Source organism: Herminiimonas fonticola (genome assembly GCF_003293745.1).
Lineage (GTDB): Bacteria > Pseudomonadota > Gammaproteobacteria > Burkholderiales > Burkholderiaceae_D > Oxalicibacterium > Oxalicibacterium fonticola.
Genome location: NZ_PTLZ01000005.1, coordinates 40,484 through 58,082, shown reverse-complemented (window position 1 = coordinate 58,082; position 17,599 = coordinate 40,484). Strand labels below are relative to the sequence as shown.

At 50.5% G+C, this 17,599-nt stretch carries 16 protein-coding genes; 6 read left to right on the top strand and 10 right to left on the bottom strand.

Going from position 1 to position 17,599, the window contains the following annotated elements; all coding sequences use genetic code 11:
• Positions 1–27: 27 nt before the first annotated feature.
• Together Hfont_RS13935 and Hfont_RS13930 are read right to left on the bottom strand one after the other, a co-directional pair.
• Entirely contained in the window at positions 28–1,455 is a 1,428-nt protein-coding gene (locus tag Hfont_RS13935; protein WP_112993032.1) for a hypothetical protein, read from the bottom strand.
• Between the two features lie 146 nt (positions 1,456–1,601).
• Positions 1,602–2,219 carry a DUF459 domain-containing protein gene (locus tag Hfont_RS13930; RefSeq protein ID WP_112993031.1) on the bottom strand — a complete coding sequence of 206 codons (618 nt, stop codon included), beginning with the start codon at positions 2,217–2,219 and terminating at the stop codon, positions 1,602–1,604.
• A 157-nt stretch (positions 2,220–2,376) separates the two neighbouring features.
• Here Hfont_RS13930 and Hfont_RS13925 point away from each other — a divergent pair, with 157 nt between their 5' ends.
• On the top strand, positions 2,377–2,580 hold the full coding sequence (locus Hfont_RS13925) for a hypothetical protein (RefSeq protein WP_112993030.1): 204 nt from the start codon (positions 2,377–2,379) through the stop codon (positions 2,578–2,580).
• Between the two features lie 70 nt (positions 2,581–2,650).
• Entirely contained in the window at positions 2,651–2,938 is a 288-nt protein-coding gene (locus Hfont_RS13920; RefSeq protein WP_133467280.1) for a hypothetical protein, read from the top strand.
• Positions 2,939–2,984: 46 nt separating this feature from the next.
• Here the strand turns inward: Hfont_RS13920 and Hfont_RS13915 are convergent, their stop codons facing one another.
• From Hfont_RS13915 to Hfont_RS13905, 3 genes are all read right to left on the bottom strand, one after another.
• A complete protein-coding gene (locus Hfont_RS13915) occupies positions 2,985–3,470 on the bottom strand; it encodes a C40 family peptidase (protein ID WP_206604481.1) in 486 nt (161 codons plus the stop codon).
• Between the two features lie 4 nt (positions 3,471–3,474).
• On the bottom strand, positions 3,475–4,689 hold the full coding sequence (locus tag Hfont_RS13910) for an acetylornithine transaminase (RefSeq protein WP_112993028.1): 1,215 nt from the start codon (positions 4,687–4,689) through the stop codon (positions 3,475–3,477).
• A gap of 248 nt (positions 4,690–4,937) precedes the next feature.
• Positions 4,938–5,966, bottom strand: coding sequence for a CDP-6-deoxy-delta-3,4-glucoseen reductase (locus Hfont_RS13905; protein WP_112993027.1), 1,029 nt, complete (start codon positions 5,964–5,966; stop codon positions 4,938–4,940).
• Between the two features lie 12 nt (positions 5,967–5,978).
• Between Hfont_RS13905 and Hfont_RS13900 the strand changes: the two genes are divergently transcribed.
• Together Hfont_RS13900 and Hfont_RS13895 are read left to right on the top strand one after the other, a co-directional pair.
• Positions 5,979–6,908 carry an SDR family oxidoreductase gene (locus Hfont_RS13900; RefSeq protein WP_112993026.1) on the top strand — a complete coding sequence of 310 codons (930 nt, stop codon included), beginning with the start codon at positions 5,979–5,981 and terminating at the stop codon, positions 6,906–6,908.
• 587 nt (positions 6,909–7,495) lie between these two features.
• Positions 7,496–8,272: a TerC family protein gene (locus Hfont_RS13895; RefSeq protein ID WP_112993025.1), complete on the top strand. Its 777-nt coding sequence runs from the start codon at positions 7,496–7,498 to the stop codon at positions 8,270–8,272.
• Positions 8,273–8,545: 273 nt separating this feature from the next.
• On the opposite strand, the gene Hfont_RS13890 is transcribed toward Hfont_RS13895, so the two are convergent.
• The 5 genes from Hfont_RS13890 to Hfont_RS13870 form a co-directional block, all read right to left on the bottom strand.
• On the bottom strand, positions 8,546–9,604 hold the full coding sequence (locus Hfont_RS13890; RefSeq protein ID WP_112993024.1) for a porin: 1,059 nt from the start codon (positions 9,602–9,604) through the stop codon (positions 8,546–8,548).
• A 107-nt stretch (positions 9,605–9,711) separates the two neighbouring features.
• Positions 9,712–10,806, bottom strand: a complete 1,095-nt coding sequence (locus tag Hfont_RS13885) for an ABC transporter ATP-binding protein (RefSeq protein ID WP_112993023.1) — start codon at positions 10,804–10,806, stop codon at positions 9,712–9,714.
• Positions 10,807–10,819: 13 nt separating this feature from the next.
• Positions 10,820–12,625, bottom strand: coding sequence for an ABC transporter permease (locus Hfont_RS13880; protein ID WP_112993022.1), 1,806 nt, complete (start codon positions 12,623–12,625; stop codon positions 10,820–10,822).
• Positions 12,626–12,747: 122 nt separating this feature from the next.
• On the bottom strand, positions 12,748–13,848 hold the full coding sequence (locus tag Hfont_RS13875) for an ABC transporter substrate-binding protein (RefSeq protein ID WP_112993021.1): 1,101 nt from the start codon (positions 13,846–13,848) through the stop codon (positions 12,748–12,750).
• Positions 13,849–13,973: 125 nt separating this feature from the next.
• Positions 13,974–14,945 carry a Bug family tripartite tricarboxylate transporter substrate binding protein gene (locus tag Hfont_RS13870; RefSeq protein WP_112993020.1) on the bottom strand — a complete coding sequence of 324 codons (972 nt, stop codon included), beginning with the start codon at positions 14,943–14,945 and terminating at the stop codon, positions 13,974–13,976.
• Between the two features lie 277 nt (positions 14,946–15,222).
• Between Hfont_RS13870 and Hfont_RS13865 the strand changes: the two genes are divergently transcribed.
• Both Hfont_RS13865 and Hfont_RS13860 read left to right on the top strand, forming a co-directional pair.
• On the top strand, positions 15,223–15,906 hold the full coding sequence (locus Hfont_RS13865; RefSeq protein WP_112993019.1) for a response regulator: 684 nt from the start codon (positions 15,223–15,225) through the stop codon (positions 15,904–15,906).
• Positions 15,903–17,372: a sensor histidine kinase gene (locus tag Hfont_RS13860; protein ID WP_112993018.1), complete on the top strand. Its 1,470-nt coding sequence runs from the start codon at positions 15,903–15,905 to the stop codon at positions 17,370–17,372. The genes Hfont_RS13865 and Hfont_RS13860 overlap by 4 nt, the downstream gene beginning before the upstream one ends.
• Positions 17,373–17,599 lie beyond the last annotated feature (227 nt).

Here is a 17,599-nt window from a genome sequence, read left to right as displayed (position 1 = left end):
TATTTATCTTAAATAGAATTTGCTACTTTAGTTCCAATTAACATAGCCAGCGGTAAGCGTTTTAAAGCGGCTATCAAATAATATTTTTCCAGTGGTAGGAAGATTTGCAAGCAAGAAATCGATACATTCAACAAGTCTTTGATTTACTACAGCAGCTTTAAGAGATTCAAGCGCAAGACACGCTTGTTGCCGACATATCTCGTTATCAAGTTTGGCTTGAAGTTCGTATTGAGTTAAAGCGATAAAAACAAAGGGGGTAAATTGATCACCTAGAAGTCCAATAATCCGATCGTAATATGACTTGCCACGAGGCGATACGCCATTGCAATAAGTCAGACCACGACCTATTCTGCACATCAAAATTACCTTAATTAATTTGGGCGCGAAATTTGCCAAAATATCTTGTTGGTTATTGATGAACGAAGAAATTACATCGACCACAGGAGCTTCGTGATGAAAATTATCCCAACTATTATGTTTCTCTAGTAATTGATCTAGCAAGCCGTCAATAATAATTGCTTTTTCCGAATTGGATCGAAAAGCATTTCCGTTAACAGCCTTAAAGAATTCGACACCAAGCTCGTACTTATCTCGATACAAGTTGGTGTTGTAACCCTCAAGCGTTAGGCCCAATCGATATTTGGTATCTTCATTACTCGAACTCCAAACTGCAACTGCCAGTAAGGAAATATTTTTTCGAACTTGAGGGTCGGTGTCTGCAGAGACAAATATGCCGAACATTGTTCGTAAAACGTTACCGCAATGATGAGTTGCAAGAGCCGCAATCTTTGAAGAAATGGATGCTAAGTTGACCGGGTCTAGGGGGTGCTTATAAGTTCTAATATTTTGAATGAATGCTTGAACTTGAAGTGCGGCTTCTGTAGGGCGATCATTGAGAACGTCTTGAATGCACGTCTGTAACCAACCTAGAAGTTCAAACGCATTAATTGTGTAATTCGTTGGATGTGAGATACCAATATCGTTTCTCATATCAAGAATATGTCGGAGTTTTTTATGTGTCGTATCGCTGATCAGTTCTAATTTTCGACAAGTGTCTAATAGGACTGAGTCTTTGACCGAACGTAAGTCCTCTTCACTTTGATAAAACTCCCTTGCTTTTCCTCCAATGGCTGCATCGTAGAAAATATCAAGACCGTAAGCGATGGCTTTTTTATGTAAATCCAGTACTACTTCGTTCCAGATGGCATTTAAGGAATAATCGAAGAGTCCAATACCCGCTCCGACGACGAATTTTGAAAGATAGCGTGCGTCTTTTTTAACTTGTGGTGGTAATGATTCAATGTAGGCTGGAAGATTTTGGGAAATGATCGCACGTTGATCTTGAGTTGCGATGATGTTGTCATGAGGTAGCCCAATATTTTTGAGGAAGTCGATAATAATTTGCGCTTGTGGATCCACGAGCTGCATTGGTGCTTTAGAAACAATTGCGGTCATATTCGCTCCCTATTTATTTTTAGAAAAATTTGCTGAAGATCATTTAATGATTATAACGAGCCTTGATTTCTAGGAAGGAAGTAAATGAATCAATGGTGCGAAGCGCTGCGCAACCTGTTTTCAATATAAATATGCTTGCTAACTGCTTATGTTCCGAACCACCAAGCAGACCATCCTTGCACCAATCCGGCCAAGCGTTCATATCCATGCTGACCAGGATGCGCAAAATCATTGGCAATCGCTTCCTTCAGCCAGTGCTCATCTTTACGCAAAACTTCAAACACAGATAAGTAAGGAACATTCAGCGTCGTGGCCAGTTCGGCAAACTGCTTATTCAACTGCGCGACGCGGCGGTTGTGCGCGCTGTCCGGCATAGGCGGCGGTCCTATCATCAAGACTTTGTAGCTTGATGAAGCGGTGCGTAAGATGCTCTGGAAGTTGGCGAGGCTTTCTTCTTCCGACACGCGCTGCACACCTTCAAAAATCGATGTGTCATTGACGCCAAACGAGAAGACTACGAGTGCTTCGCAATCGGCCGGCAATCTCGCCGCACACTCCTGCTGCCAGCGCGCTGCGATATCGCGGCTGGTGTCGCGGCGGATGCCGAGGTTGTAGTGGGTGAGATTGATGCCGCGAGCTACGGCATCTTGTGCGACACGACCAACCCAGCCTAAACACAGCGGATCGCCGGTACCTTGTACGAATGAATCGCCGACGAAGCAGATGCGATGGTCGATTGCTGCTTTTGATTTGAGAGTGCTCACGGGCGCGCTTGATTAAAGATCAGTGGGAGTAGGTTTTGTTTATCTCACACCTGGATATGAAATGTGAAATATTGATAATACACAATTGGAAGTTGTTCTTTTACTGACTGATTGTGATCTAATCAAAGTAGCTCAACTACCGTATTCACTCAATTAAATGTCAAATAACTTCTTTGTCAAAAAATGCAAAGCCAAAACTTCCCTTGGATTTGAAGTTGGTATCGAAGAGGGCATATATGAAGTGATCGGGGATGAGCCTGAGCTCAGCGCCGTGAAGCTCAAAGGGAAAAATATGTATGAGATCAAGCATTCCGAATTCCAGAAACTGAAACAGCTGAATGTGGCAGTTCCTCAGTCTTGATAAGCTGCTAGCCCAACCTACCGCGCTTGATTAGCATGATTGAATGCGAAGAAGGAAAAGGATGCGATTTATGAACCTTCGTAATGTCATCATCATTCATTTACTCGCTTTCGCCTGTGTTTCAGCAATGGCTGCTGATGCCAGAGAGCGAGGCTTCATTAGCAAGGGAATGCCAGAGGGTGAAGTGTTGTTTCGAATCGGCAAGCCCGACCATGAAGCGTTCATCAAGAGCGTTAGAGGTCAACCTGAAGAGAAGTCGTGGACTTACTTTCCACACACGCAAGATCCTCAGACGCTGACGATCTTGACTCTGAGGGCAGGGGTAGTTGTCAACATAGAACGCAAAATCGCTCGCTAACGCTCGGCGAAAAGCGTCGCACTTTCTGCCCCACGACTGATTAAGATCAGTCGAAATAGGTTCTTGCCATTTCAAACCTCGGCGCGAAGTACACATTGTCCATGCGCTCTATGCGTACTTTGCCTTTACTCGATGGTGCATGTATGAAGCGACCATCGCCTATGTAGACACCGACGTGCGAGAACGGCCGATTTAAGGTGTTGAAGAAAACCAGATCGCCGGCGCGTAGTGAGTCTTTGTCTATTTCCTTGCCGCGTCGCGCCATGTCGGCGGCGCTACCGCTGATCTTCATTCCGACTGCTTCGCGGTAGACATACGACACCATGCCGCTGCAGTCGAGTCCGGCTTCCGGATTCTTGCCGCCAAAGCGATATCCTGTATCAATCAAGCCCAATGCATAGAATGTGACTTCATTGCCTTGCGGACTGACTGCTTCCGATTGTTTCAGTAATGTCGATCCGCCACATGCCGTCAGAAGGATGGCGATTGTGATCGCCATCCATGCTTTGCCGAACATTGATTTCAACATCATCAGCTCAGCGCTTCAACTCAGTGCGTAACTGACTCAGCACATCGGACAACATAGAAATCATTTGATCGATCTCTTCTATCGTCACATTCAATGCAGGCATAAAGCGCAGCAAGTCAGGACGTGGCGAGTTCAGCAGCAAACCAACCGGGCCCATGTCGCGTGCCTTATCGACGATCTGCGGGCCGATATCCGAACCGAGTTTCAACGCGCGCAACAAGCCGTCGCCGCGTTCGCCTGCGAGTCCGTGTTGTTCTGTCAGTTTCAACAAGGCTTTGCTCAGATACTCGCCTTTGTCTTTGACCGATTGCAAAAATCCTGGTGCCAGCAAAGCCTTGGCAACCGCGAGGCCGACGGCGGTCATCAATGGGTTGCCGTTATACGTGCCGCCTTGATCACCTGGTTCAAAGCAGGCGATTTCTTCGCGACACAGCATCGCCGCCAGCGGTACGCCACCGCCTATACCTTTACCCAGCGTCATGATGTCTGGTGTGATGCCTGACAATTGGTAGCCGAATAATTCGCCACAACGCCCCATACCGGTTTGTACTTCGTCGACGATCAGCAAGATGCCGTGTTCTTTGGTCAGCGCACGCAAGCCTTGCATGAATTCACGCGAGGCAGGGATCACGCCGCCTTCGCCTTGTACCGGCTCCAGCATGACGGCGACGGTTTTGTCTGTGATCAGTTTTTTGACGCTGGCTAGATCGTTCAAGTTGGCTTTGTGGAAGCCTGATACTTGCGGTGCATAAATCGTGTCCCAACCGGCTTTGCCGCTGGCCGACATTGCGGCGATAGTGCGGCCGTGGAAGCTGTGATCGAAGGTGATGATTTCGTAGCGATTTTCGCCTGCTGCATTCTTGTTGAGCTTGCCCCATTTGCGCGCGAGCTTGAATGCACTTTCATTTGCTTCTGCGCCGCTATTGGCGAAGAAAACACGATCGAAGCAGGAGTTCTCTGTCAACAATGCAGCGAGTGCGATAGCCGGTTCGTTGTAAAAGGCCGGCGATGGATTGATCAGTTTTTTCGACTGGGTTGCCAGTGCATCTTGTATGCATTGCGGCGAATGGCCGAGGCAGTTGACGGCCCAGCCTTGCAGATAATCGAGATAGCGTTTGCCATTATGGTCGGTCAGCCACATGCCGTCGCCTTCAGTGAAAACCAGTTCCGGACGGTTGGTGATATAGAGCAGGGCGTTGACTGGGTACTGGCTGAATTCCATTTCGACTACTCCTGAATACAAATAATTTAAAAGATATGAAAAACAAAAATACTAAAAAAAAAGCCACAGGATTTGCCTGTGGCTTGGTGAGCGTTTAAACGACGCTTACACGCACGGCAATCCCTGCTGGAGCAGCGGGCTACGGCGTCGCAAGAGTGTGGTGCTCATATTCATGTGAAGAATATTAAGACGTTTTGCGCAGTGCGTCAAAACGTTTTTCGCCACCTCGCTTGCGATGAATTTCGTTATTAACCTGCAGCCAGATCCAGCTCCGATGTAAATGCATCGGCGTAAAACTCGTCGGTCGGCAAACCGCATACTGCGCTGAAATCTGTAGTCGCTGCTTCCACCATCGCCGGTGCACCGCAGGCATATACCTGATAGTTCGATAGATCCTGCACGTCCTGCATGACGGCATGATGAACAAAGCCGACGCGGCCATCCCAGTTGTCTTCCGGTGTTGGATCTGACACGACAGGCACATAGCTGAAGTTCGGAATTGTGCGTGCCCATTCTTCACACAGCGCATGCATATACAAATCGCGTGGACGGCGACCACCCCAATACAAGATCATCGGACGCTTGCTCTTGATATGCATCGCTTGTTCGACGATCGCCTTGATCGGTGCGAAGCCGGTGCCGGACGCCAGCAACACCATAGGCTTGTCCGAGTCTTCACGCAGGAAGAAGGTTCCCTGCGGCCCTTCGAAGCGCAGGATGTCTTTTTCTTTCATCGTGTTGAAAACGTGATCGGTAAACAGACCGCCCGGCATATGACGCACATGCAAGGTAACTTGCTCGCTGATATGCGGCGCGTTGGCCAGACTGTAGCTGCGGCGCTTGCCGTCTTTCAAGATGAATTCGATATATTGACCGGCACGATATTGCAACTTTTCACTGGCAGGTAGTTGCAAGGTGATGGTCATCACATCGTGCGCGACTTTTTCCAGCTTGGCGACGCGTGAAGGTAATTTCTTGATCGGGAATTCGCCTAGGCCTAAAACTTCGCGCGCTTCGATCACGACATCGCTATGTGGTTTTGCACAGCAGAACAGGGAAAACCCTTTTGCTTCATCGGCTGCGGTAAGTGCACGCTCCTGATGCGGGCCATGTGTGACGCTGCCTGATAAGACCATGCCTTTGCAGCTGCTGCAGGCGCCGTTCTTGCAGCCATACGGCAGACCGACGTTGGCGCGTATGGCTGCAGCCAATATGGTTTCATCCGCAGCGCAGCTAAATTGCCGACCACTCGGCTGAACAGTTACTTGGAACGTCATACAATCCTGATAATGAAAATTAAAACTCAAAACAAAAACTTCTCTGACCAATTCGGTACATCACGCTTCAGCCGGCCGCGCCTCGGTCGACCGCGTTTGCTGATTCTGGGATGTGGCGATGTAGGCATGCGCTTGTTGCCGCTATTGCGTGAACGCTTCCGCATTTTCGCGGTGACAACCCAAACCGCCAAACAAGATGCCTTGCGTGCTGCCGGTGCGATTCCCATCATTGCCAATCTGGATGAGCCGGCCACGCTGGCGCGCCTTGCTCGCCTGGCAACCAACATCATTCACCTTGCGCCGCCACAATCTGACGGCAGCATCGATAGACGCACCCGCAATCTGACCGCCATTTTACCCGACCACGCGACACTGGTTTATGTCAGCACCTCGGGCGTATATGGCGATTGTGGTGGAGAACTGATCAATGAGACGCGTACCGTGCGTCCACGTAATCCGCGTGCCACGCGTCGCGTCGATGCCGAGCAGGTGTTGCGCAAATGGGCCAAGCGTTCGCAATCGCGCCTGAGTATCTTGCGCGTGCCCGGGATTTACGCCGCAGACAGGTTGCCGCTGGAGCGTTTGAACAAGGGTTTGCCTGCCTTGGCTGTAGTGGAAGATGTGTATACCAATCACATCCATGCCGATGATCTGGCGCGCATTATCGCGGCGGCCTTGTTCCATGCGCAGTCTGGGCGTATCTATCACGCAGTCGATGATTCGGACATGAAAATGGGCGCTTACTTCGATGCGGTGGCGGATGCTTTCAACTTGCCACGCCCGCCACGGCTGCCGCGAGAACAATTGCAGCATGAGGTTTCCCCCGTGATGTTGTCCTTCATGTCCGAGTCGCGTCGCCTGGATAATCAGAGGATCAAAGCCGAATTAGGCGTCCGATTGCAGCATCCGACGGTCGCCGATGCTCTTCAGAAAATCCGCTAATTGCCATTGCGCCAATTTAATATAAAGAATTTGTTAAGAAAAATCGGGGTAATTTGTCATTATTTTTGCGATAAAGCCGCAGTATTGGTTTTACCTTGGATTTTCTGATTTTTCTTCTTTTTGTCGCGCCATCTAATCCCATTCTTCACGGAAACCAGCCATTTTCCTTGATATATATACGTATATCAGCGACTATTTCACTCAGTCAATTTTTCTTTTCATCAGTTTTTCTTCCAATAAAAAACATATTGTTCGGTTTTTACTTATATAAGTAACGCTAAATTCGATTTTTCAGTCTGTTAGAATTTCGTTAAAGTTCCCTCCATGCCAGAAATGGTTGTTTTACGGAATCTAAAGGGGACGGACATGTAGGACTGTTGGGCTGGTTGTTTATATAAAAAAGCATTTTCAGGCAATAAAACAAATGGCGATTGCCGGTGTATTCCAAACCTGAAGGTGGAATAGCCGGAATAGTCAGAAAGAAATAAGCAGCGCATCTGATTTGAACGTAAAGAGACGACGATCAAATCCCATGCAATTTGGCGCGGTGTTGATCACCGGTCATTAACCAACTATTCGAGAACATCATGGAATTTCTACAAGTATTTACCACGCCGGAAGCATGGATAGCATTGGCAACACTCGCAATGCTGGAAATCGTACTGGGCGTCGACAACATCATTTTCATTTCCGTGCTGGTAGATCGCCTGCCACCTCATCAACGTCAAAAAGGCCGCATGATCGGTCTGGGTCTGGCGATGGGTACACGTATCCTATTGCTGCTGAGCTTGTCGTGGATGATGGGCCTGGTCGAACCGATGTTCACCATCGCCGGTATGGGCTTCTCCGGTCGTGATCTGATCCTGTTCTTCGGTGGTGCGTTCCTGTTGTACAAGGCATCGTCCGAAATCAAGGAGCTGATGGGTACATCGCATGAAGAAAAAGAAGACGCACCGATCAAGAAAGCAAGCTTCGCCATGATCATGGCGCAAATTGCAGTGATCGATATCGTGTTCTCGCTGGATTCAGTGATTACCGCGGTTGGTATGGTCAAAGAAGTTGAGATCATGATCGTCGCTATCGTGATCGCAGTTGGCGTGATGATGTTTGCAGCGAAGGCAATTGGTGACTTTGTTACTGAGTATCCAAGCATCAAGATGTTGGCGCTGTGCTTCCTGGTAATCGTCGGTGCGGTACTGATCGCAGAAAGCCTGGAAATTCATATTCCAAAAGGCTACATCTACGGTGCGATGGCATTCTCGCTGATCGTTGAACTGTTCAACATCCGTATGCGTAAAAACCATCACATGGCAGTGTGCGATTTGCCTGAAGTTGGTGGTCGCCATCAAAACGTAACGGCATAAGCGTTAAACCAACAATGCGGTGCTTATGTGCCGCATTATGCAGATATCTAATTAGCTAGAAGCTTGAAATAAAAAAGGAACCTCTAATCGGGTTCCTTTTTTTATTGTCGCGAGAAAACTGCATGGTAATGAACAAGAGCTCTTGAATTGAAGCCAGCAAATTATCAGTATGCGGATAATTTGCTGGCCCACGCGCTTATTCAAAATGAATTACTAACCATTTTGAATAAGCCGGATCAATGCATATTCCATCCGGTTTAAAGCACGCGATTTTTAAAAGCGATGCTGGATACCAGCAACCATACCGGCTTGATTGTTGGCGAAGCCGTTTGCGTCATCACGCGACAGGCCAACCAGTTTTTGATTTTTTGCCTTGGCGTAAGCCGCGCTCAGATACAGATCGGTACGTTTCGACAATGCATACTTTGCGCGCAATGAGAGCATGTATGGATCTGCATCGGTGTTTGCAGCGACGTTCTTGATGTCTTGATAGGAGAACAAGCCGATCAAGGTCAGAGCAGGTGTCGCTTTATAGGAGAGTCCGGTCCAGTAGAAATCACTGCGTACATCGGCGGCATTGTTCGCGAACGTCTTTTTGTAATTGCGATAACCAAGGGTTACATCCCAGTCGCTGCCGATTTGATAGCCACCGGCCGCATGAATGATGGTGGTTTTGTCTATGCTTGCCAGGCCATTGACGTGCTGCACTGTCGCGGCAAGGCGTAACGGACCTTTGTTGTAACCCGCGCCAAGGTCAAATTTTGCGCTATCGCTAGTGCTGCCTGCCACTTCACCAAAACTATAGGTGGCACCCAGTTTGAAGTCGCCGAACTTGCCTTGATACTTGAGCATGTTAGCCAGATTGGTCACCATGCCGTCTTTGCGACCGCCGGTTGCGCCGGCCGAGGTAATCCATGAATAACTGGCTGAATAGGCCATGGAATCGAACGGCAGGATGAAGTCATAGGTAGTGGTATACGAGCGCCCGGCAACGAGGCGGCCCCAGCTACCTTCCAGACCGACATTGGCTTGTCGTTTAAAAAGTTCGGTGTCATCTTGCTCGCCGGTGTCTGCCTTGAAACCGCTTTCCAATTGGAAGACAGCCTTCAGCCCATTACCCAGATCTTCTGTGCCCTGGAAGCCTATGCGCGAGGTATTCATGGTGCCGGAATTCAAGCGAACCAAATTATTCTTGCTGGCACTGGCATTGGTGAGATATTCGACGCCGGTATCGACCCGGCCGTAGACGGTAACGTTGGATTGCGCGTAAGCGCTGGATGCCAGAACTCCGAATGCGGCAAGCATTGCTGTCGCCAGGTATTTATTTTTCATTTTTAGTGTCCCCAATCTATGTGATGTTTCGTGTTGGTTGTGCGGTACGACTACGCTGCTATGTGTTACTGATGCAAGCCTCCTTTTCATGACGCAGAAATCTGTGACTAGGCAGCCTGGAAGGCCCATAGCGCGTGTTGCGGCAGTTGCAGCCAATATTCCCCAGGTGCCAGCCGTTGTTTTGCATAGGCGCGTAGAACGGTGCCGTCGCTGCCGTTCTCGTTTGCATTACGGAAGACGCATTCCCAGCGATCACCCAGATACATGCAGGTTGAAAGCGGTAACTTGATCGCGTTGTCGATAGCCGTATCGGAAATGTTGATTTGCTCGACGCGGATAATGGCGGTGGCATCGTTGGTGTTGCTGCCTTGTCCGCGCAGCGTTGCCTTGACATTGCCGCCTGCGATTTGCAACACTGCATGCTCGCCGTCGCGTTGCAGTATCTTGGCCGGCAAGCGGTTATTGCTACCCATGAATTCCGCCGTGAACAAGGTGTTCGGCGTTTCATACATGCTTTGCGGCGTGCCTTGCTGTTCGATCTTGCCGTTGTTGAGCAAGAGAATGCGATCCGAGATTGCCATTGCTTCGGCTTGATCATGTGTCACCATCAGTGCCGACAAACCGAGTCGCACAATCAGTTCACGCAAGAAGGCACGCGCTTCTTCGCGCAACTTGGCATCCAGATTCGATAGCGGTTCGTCCAGCAGAATGACTGGCGGGTTATAAACTAGCGCACGGGCGATGGCGACACGTTGTTGCTGACCGCCAGACAGTTGATGCGGAAAGCGCTCGCCCAGATGGCCGAGGCCGAGCTGGTTCAATACAGTCTTGACGCGTTCGGCAATGTCGCTACTGCTCATCTTGCGTAACTTCAAACCGTAACCAACGTTGTCGGAAACAGTCTTGTGTGGCCACAGCGCATAGGATTGGAAGACCAGACCCAGATTGCGTTCTTCTGCCGGGATTTCCAGTTTGCGGCTGCCGTCGAACACGCTGCGTTCGCCGATTTGTATGCCGCCGGATTTCGGTGATTCCAGACCTGCTACTGCGCGCAGCAAGGTTGTCTTGCCGCTGCCGGACGGTCCCAGCAAGGCGACTACTTCGCCGCGTTGCAGTTCCATCGACACACCTTTGAGAATCTGGTTGGCGCTGGCACCGGTGCCGTAGTCGAGATGCAATTCATTGACACTTAATTCGCTCATGATGATTTCCTGATTAGTCGTGCAACTTGACGCCGAAGCGCAGTGCGATGCCGAGGCCGATGGCCACCAGCGTGATGTTGATGAAGGAGAGAGTGGCGACCAGATCGACGGAGCCGGAAGCCCACAGCGAGACGATCAGTGCGCCTATGACTTCGGTGCCGGGCGATAGCAGATAAACGCCGGTCGAATATTCACGTTCGAAAATCAGGAACACCATCAGCCAGGCGCCGAGTACGCCGTAGCGCACCAGTGGCAAGGTGACGTCGCGCGTTACTTGCGAACGACGTGCGCCTACCGCACGTGCGGCTTCTTCCAGTTCCGGACCAACCTGCAACAAGGCTGTGGTGATCAGGCGCAAGCCGTAAGCCAGCCACACCACCGAGTACGCCAGCCACACTGAAAAAATAGTGGAACGCAATTCACGCAACTGCGGAATGACGTGTTCCACCATCCACAGTGCGATGAAGTTGTCATGCCCCTTCAGCAAGCTATCGAGGAAGGAGGGTACGAACAGGAACACCCATAGGAAGGACAAGCCAGCCAGCAAGCCTGGTATGGCGCGTGGAATCAGCACGCTGTAATCGAGGAAGCGAGTGATGCCGTCCGATTTGCGATGCATCGCCAGTGCGATACAGCAGTAGCAAGCTACTGCAAGCGCGCCGCCGATAACGCCGATCATGATGGTGTTGAGGATGCCGCGTACCAGCGACGGTTGTTCCCAGATATCGCGGAAATGCTGGAAGGTGAAGGCATCGATCAGTGATACGCCATAACCCCAGTGCGAAACAAAGGCACGCAAGGTGATGCCGGACAATGGAATCACAATCGTGAAAATCAACCAGGCGGCGATCAGGCTGAAGGCCAGCCATTTCCATTTTCCGAGAGGCAGTGCTTTCTGACGCGAGCCTTTGCCTTTGATCGACACATACTTGTTGGCTGAGCGCAGCAACCAGCGTTGCAGCATGACCAGCGGCAGCGTCACCGCAACCAGACACACTGCAACTGCCGCCATTAAATGATAGGAGGGTGTGCCGAGTTTATTGGTCAGCTTGTACAGATAAGTCGGCAAGACCAGATGGCCTTCCGGATCACCCAGCACCAGTACCAGACCGAATACTTCAAAGCCGAGGAAGAACACCAGCACGCCGGCATACGCCAGCGCCGGCATGATCATCGGCAGCGAGACATGCAACGCAACCTGCAAAGGCGAAGCGCCAGCCACGCGTGCAGCTTCTTCGACATCAGCGCCTAAACTCTTGAGCGCGGCTGAGGCGTACAGATAAACGTGCGGTACGTGGGTCAGGCCGGCGATGATGACGATGCTGGGGAAGGCGTACACATTCCATGGCGTTGCTTCTATGCCGATCAGACGCAACATGTCTTGCATCCACACGGTGTAGAAACCGACAGGTCCCATCGACACCACATAGCCGAAGGCGATCACCATAGGCGATACAAAAATCGGCACCAGCAAGAGAGGAGCAATCCAGTTGCGACCAGGCAGATCGGTACGCACCATCAGAAAAGCCAGCATGCTGCCCAGTGGTACGGCAATCAATGCGAGTCCACTGGCCAGCAACAGACCGTTAATGAAAGCCTGACGAAAATCGGGATCATCGAAGATGAAGCGATACGGTTCCAGGCTCAGTGTTTTGACAGGCGCAAAAAATGGCGCGGATAAAAAACTCTGATAAAAAATCAGTGTCAGCGGCAGAAAGATGGCAATCGCTGCCAGCGTAACGACCAGTCCACGCGGCCAGTTAAGGCGCGACAGCCAGGAGCGGCTGGGTAGCGGCTGGGGAGAAGTAATAGAAGTCATAGATAGAAATACCTTGCATAAGCTGTGTTGAATCGCAGGGCGGATATAGCCTTAAGCTCTGCAGTCATCTCGAAAGCAAGGTGGAATGCAGGATGCTTTCCACCTTGCTAGTTACAGATGAATTACTTCTTGCCTGCGGCTTCTTTCCATTGCTTCAGAAATGCCAGGCGTTTTGTTTGATCCAGGTATTGCAACAAGGCCGGTGTAATCGCAATCGGTTTGAGTGCGCTGCCGAGTTGTGTCGTCAGACTTGCCAGTGTTGAAGTGCCGGTGACATCGGAGCGCAATGAATACAGTTGCGATTCATTTGCGATGATGGTTTGGCCACGTTTGGACAACAGATAGTCGATCCACAACTTGGACGCATTCATGTTCTTCGCCGACTTGTTGATGAACACCACACGCGACAACACCAGGTTGTAATCCTTGGTGAAGGCAACGCCGATTGATGGATCTTTGGCTGCGCGTGCTTGCGCGTAGGAGCCGATCACGTTGTAGCCGATCAGATTTTCGCCGGATGAAATCCGTTCCAGCATGGTGCCGGTCGAGGATTGGACGCGCAGGCCGACATCACCAAAAGCCTTGGCCAGATCCCAGAATTGCGGATTGATTTGTGTATCTTCGGTAATGAACAAGAAGCCGACGCCTGATTTTTCAATATCGTAGCTGGTGACCTTGTTGCGGAATTTGTCTGCCTTGGTGTGCAGTAATTTGAGCAGATCGGCATGGGTAGACGGCACTTCATCTGCGCTGACCAGTCGCTTGTTGTAGACGATAGCCAGCGGTTCGAAAGTTGTGCCGTAAGCGCTGTCCTTGTAGTTGGCCCAGGCAGGGATGGCAGCAGCTTCCTGTGATTTGTAAGTCGCGCCGTAGCCTTCGCTGACCAGTTTGAATTGCAAGTCCATCGCGGATGACCACAACACGTCGGCAGTGGCACCGCCGGCAGCCGCTTCCGAAATAAAGCGGTTATAAACTTCGGTCGAATTCATGTCGTTGAATTCAATTTTGATGGCTGGATAGATCGTGCCGAAATCCTTGAGTAGCGGTTCCACAGCCTTGGAGTCGGTGGCGCTGTAGATCACCAGCTTGCCTTCCTTCTTGGCACCGTCAACGATCTTGGCGTAGTCGGCGGAGTAGCCTGTCGGAACTTGCGACCATGCATTGAATGTGAAGCTCAATGAGAGTGCTGTCAGTGCGATTGCTATAGGTTTTTTGATCAACATTTGCTTCGTCTCCTAGTGGATTAAGTTATTCAATAAGGCGCAGGGAACCCAGGACAAGTCCAAATGGATTTGTCGCCTTGTGCGCTTCACGGAATTTTTTTGCCGAATAATTCGGCGGGCCAGGCTTATCTGATCAAGCCAAGTTGATCGGATTGCTTACGGTAGTCTTCGACGGTTTTATGAATGTACTTGGTCAATTGGTCGCCGGTGATTGCCAATGGATACAAGCCATTGGCAGTGCGTAATCGGTCGAATTCAGGAGTGGCCATCATTTGATCGAAGGTATGAACCCAGCGTCGATAAGCTGCGTCGCTGACCTGCGGTCCCATGTAGAAGCCGCGTATGATCGGCCAGGTAAGGTCTACACCTTGTTCGATCGCAGTTGGCACATTGGACAAGGCACCGGGCAGGCGTTTGTCGGATAACACGGCAAGGACGCGAATCTCGCCATCCATGGTGTGCAGCGTGGCTTCGGAAGCATCGCCGGAAATCACTTGTACGTGACCGGCACGCAAGGCGGTGAATGCATCACCGCCGCCTTCCAGTGCAACGAAGCGCAAGCTTTTAGGATCGATCTTGCTTTGCTTGGCCAGTAACGTGACCTTGAGCCAGTCCTGACTGCCGACTGTACCAGCCGTGCCTATGGTGAGTTTCGATGGTTGCTGCTTGAGCACTTCTATCAAGTCGCGCAGAGTTTTGTATGGAGAGTCGTTGCGCACTGCGATCATGCCGTAGTCGACGCCTATCGCTGCAACCCAGCGCACATCATTGACATCGGCACGGCCGTATTTACCTTGTGCCAGGTTCACCAGGGAGCCGCCGGAGAATGCGACCAGCGTATCGGCTTCGGCACGACGTTGAGTGACGATCGAGTTCCAGGCGACCGCGCCTATGCCACCTGGCAAATAGCTGATCTTGACCTCAATATTTTTGTCGGCAGGGGAGTGTTGTGCCTGCAAGCCTTGCTGAATCAGCTTGCAAGTCACAGACATGCCGCCGCCTGGCTTGGCCGGCGCGATACATTGCACCGGTGCCGCGTAAGCGCTGAATGTGATGCATGCACTGAGTGCACAAATCAATGTGATTGGGGAAGTCATTGTCTCCTGCCCATCCTCTATGTAATCACTCTATTTCTTTCGAGCGATTTTGTTTTATTTATATGTTCAGCCTGTATAAATTTCTTTACAGAAAATTCAAGCGGGCTGATTATGCATCCGGCAAGAGCGAGCTGGCCAGTTAATGCAAATGTATTGCTGGTTTTTTTCATCATAACGGCTCGAATCTTTCAATTTCCTTTCATGTGAATTTTGCCAACAGCGATTTTCTATGTGAGTATTGGCAGCTTATATTTTCTTCTCCTTTGCGTACAAGGCCATGCGAATTTTACTGATTGAAGATCATGTTGAGTTATCGCGCTGGTTGACCAAGGCGCTGCAAGATGCACATTGGTCGGTCGAGTGCGCGATGAACGGTGCTGACGCCGACAGTTTGCTGCATACCCAGCAATATGCCCTGGTGATACTCGATTTGACCTTGCCCAAGATGGATGGTTTGGAGGTATTGAAGCGTCTGCGCGCACGCGGCAGCAAAACGCCGGTATTGATCCTGACGGCACGCGGTGGTTTGCAGGACAGAGTGCAGGGTTTGAATCTTGGTGCGGATGATTATCTGGCGAAACCATTCGAGCTGGTTGAGTTGGAGGCACGCGTCAAGGCATTGTTACGTCGCGCCCAAGGTGGCGAAGCACCTATTTATAGTTGTGGTGCACTCAGCTTCGATACGGTATCGCGCATGTTCAGTTATTGCGATGCGGCATTGGCATTGACGCCGCGTGAACATGCTGTGCTGGAGGTTTTGATCAGTCGTGCCGGGCGTGCAGTATCCAAGGAAAAATTGTTCGACGAGGTATTTGCACTGGTTGACGACGCCAATCCTGATGCGATCGAGATCTATATCCACCGATTGCGGAAAAAATTACAACACCAGAGTGATGGCGCAGTCGCCATCACAACCTTGCGCGGTTTGGGTTATTTGCTAGAGGTCGCTGGCAAGAAATGACTTCAAGCGCAGCCATCAAGCCTATCAAATCCCTGGGCAGTTTGCGTGGCCAGTTATTGCGCTGGATTTTGGCCCCTCTATTGCTGGTGGTGGCGCTGGATGCTTTTTCGGTTTATCGCAATGCGCTGGACGTGGCCGATCTGGCGTATGACCGCGCTTTGCTGGCTTCGACGCGGGCCTTGGCTGAACGGGTTTCAGTGGTCGACGGCAAGGTGGTGGCCGATGTGCCGTATGTGGCTTTGGATAGTTTTGAAACCGATACGCTGGGGCGAATTTACTACAAGGTAACCGGCACGCATGGCGAATTTGTCTCCGGTTATGAAGATTTGCCGGAACTGCCGACAGACGTCCCACGTTCGGAAATCTATCCGGCGCTGGTGCACTTTTATCACGCTACTTATCAGAATCAGGCAGTACGTATCGCTGCCTTGTATCAACCTGTCTACGATGATTCCATGCGCGGTATTGCCTTGATTCAGGTTGGTGAAACCATGGATGCGCGCAGCAATCTGACGCGACAAATTCTCTTCAGCACTTTATGGCGTCAAGGTTTGCTGGTGATGGTGGCAGCCTTGCTGGTATGGTTTGCGGTGCGTTTGGTATTGCGCCCGTTGATGCAGTTGAAAGCGGAAGTGGAAGCGCGTTCACCTGCAGATCTGGCAGATTTTGACGCTGATCGCGTGCACAAGGAAGTGCGTCCTCTGGTGGCTGCAATGAACGGTTACATGGGACATTTGCAGGCGCTGATTACATGGCAGCGTCGTTTTATCGCAGATGCTTCGCATCAATTGCGTACGCCATTGACGGTGCTCAAAACACAGGCGGAATTGGCACTGCGTCAACTTGAACGCAATCCGAACGATGTGCGTGGCTGTCAGGATATGCGCGAAATTGTTGAAAGTATTGCCGGTACTACCGAATCCACCGCACATCTGGCCAATCGCTTGCTGACACTGGCGCGCGCCGAGCATGGTGCGAAAGAGAGTGATATCGAGCCGGTTTCGCTCACGAATATAACGCGTCAAGTTGGCATGGAACATGCGCCTGCAGCAGTCAGAAAACAAATCGATTTGTCATTCGATGCATCCGAAGAAGTCATGATCAAGGGACATGCACTGTTACTGCACGAGTTGATTAGTAATCTGGTGGATAACGCCATTCATTACACGACGATGAATGGCAGAGTCATTTTGCGCGTGCGCCGGGATGCGGTTTTACAACGCGCGATATTGGAAGTGGAAGACAGCGGTATAGGTATTCCAAAAGAAGATAGAGAGCGGGTTTTTTCGGCTTTTTATCGTTCGCCGCTGGCGCAGCAACAAAATCTTGGCGGTGCCGGTTTGGGTTTGTCTATCGTGCGCGATATCTCCTTGTCACATGGTGGGGATATTGCACTGTCGGATGCCGATGACGGAAATGCTGCTTCTCCCGGACTGAAAATCACGGTTGGTTTTCCGTTGCTATAAGTTCACAGCGTGTTTTGCAAAAGCAGGAATTCAAACCTTGAATTGAAATCAGCACGCTATAAGCGTGCTGATGGCTGAGATCAAACCTGAAGAGTTATTGACGCTTCGATTCTTCTTTCTTCAATTTCTTCGCTTCTTTCTTTTCCTTCGGGCTCTTCAAAGGTTCTTTTTTCACTGCTTTTTTACTGTCTTGTGCTTTGCTCATGATGTTCTCCGGGGGAAATGTA